Below are 1,283 nucleotides of genomic sequence, written 5' to 3' on the forward strand. Positions count from 1 at the left end.
CCTTGCGGCCCGTCCTGCCCAGTACTCGCTGCTCCATAGGACGAATCGTACGGCCAGTGAACAAACCGCGGACCAGCCGCCGGGTGCGGCGCCCGGCCGTCGGGCCACCGGCGCCGCGTGACACGCCTCGAACGGCCGGCGCAGCTCCGGGGCGGCAATCGGGAGACCGTCCCTGAACGGCTCGGCCTTCCGGAGCAGCGGATTGCTGCGGCCGGCGGTCACCGACGCCACGAGGCCCATCCGGCGGCGAGTCCGGGTGCGAGGGCATCCGCCCCGCGACGTCCACAACCCGGGTCCTCGAGCGCGGAACCCGGCCGCTGGAAGTCACCCGATATCCCCCGCCGCACCGGCCCGGTCGGCGTGTCCGGCCGGAGCACTAGGGTCGCGTCCATGACGAGGACCACGCCGCCGCGCCCACTCGATGTGGAGGCGCTCTTCCCGGAACTGGCCGCGTACCGGGGCACGACGACGCGGCTCCACCCCCGGCCGGGCAGGCCGGGGGCGTCGGACAGTTCGGTGGGCGGGCCGATGCTGTGGCCTGCGGACGAGCCTTGGCCGATGTGCACCCGGCCCCACAGTCGCGGGCGTGGGCGGGTCCCGGCCGACATCCACCGGTGGCGGCAGGTCCTGGCTCAGGCATGGACGCGCGACCCGGCGTCGGGCCCCACCGAGGAGGAACGAAGCCTGCTGAACGAGCTGCACCGGGAGCACCGGCTTGCGGAGGTGTCCGACACCGAGCCGCTGCCGATGATCGGCCTGGCACAGCTCCACCGGCGTGATCTGCCCGACCTGCCGGAGGGGCCGGACGGCTGCGACCTGCTGCAGGTCTTCTGGTGCCCCTTCAACGCACACGGTGCGAACGGGTACGGCCTGGCCCTGGACCTGCGCTGGCGTCGATCGTGGGAGGTGATCGAGGTGCTGGAGTCACCACCGCTGCCGCAGGTCGTCGGAGGCGACGGGTTCGTGCCCGAGCCCTGTGTGCTGCACCCGGAGCAGGTGACCACCTACCCGTTCGCCGGCCTGCTGCCCGATGATCTGCGCGCCCGTATCGATGCCTGGGAGGAGGCCCTTGAAGAGGAAGCCCTCGCATCGGCGGTCCTGGCATCGGAGGTCCGCGGGAAGGAAACCCGCGAGGAGGAGGCCGACCCTGTCGCCTACCAGTACGACCTGTCCATTCCGCCCGGCTGGCACGTCGGCGGTTTCGCCTCCTGGCACGCGACCGACCCCTACCCCGTGGACTGCCAGGCCTGCTCCGCACCGATGCGGCTGCTGCTGACGGTCGA

Annotated in this window: 1 protein-coding gene; it reads left to right on the forward strand. The window is 72.6% G+C overall.

Translation table 11 applies throughout. The features are described from left to right. Positions 1–390 precede the first annotated feature (390 nt). Positions 391–1,283, forward strand: an 893-nt coding sequence (locus AOK09_RS36445) for a hypothetical protein (RefSeq protein WP_055591451.1), incomplete at its 3' end; no start/stop codon positions are given.

This window comes from Peterkaempfera griseoplana (assembly GCF_001418575.1).
In the GTDB taxonomy this organism is placed as follows: Bacteria; Actinomycetota; Actinomycetes; order Streptomycetales; family Streptomycetaceae; genus Peterkaempfera; species Peterkaempfera griseoplana.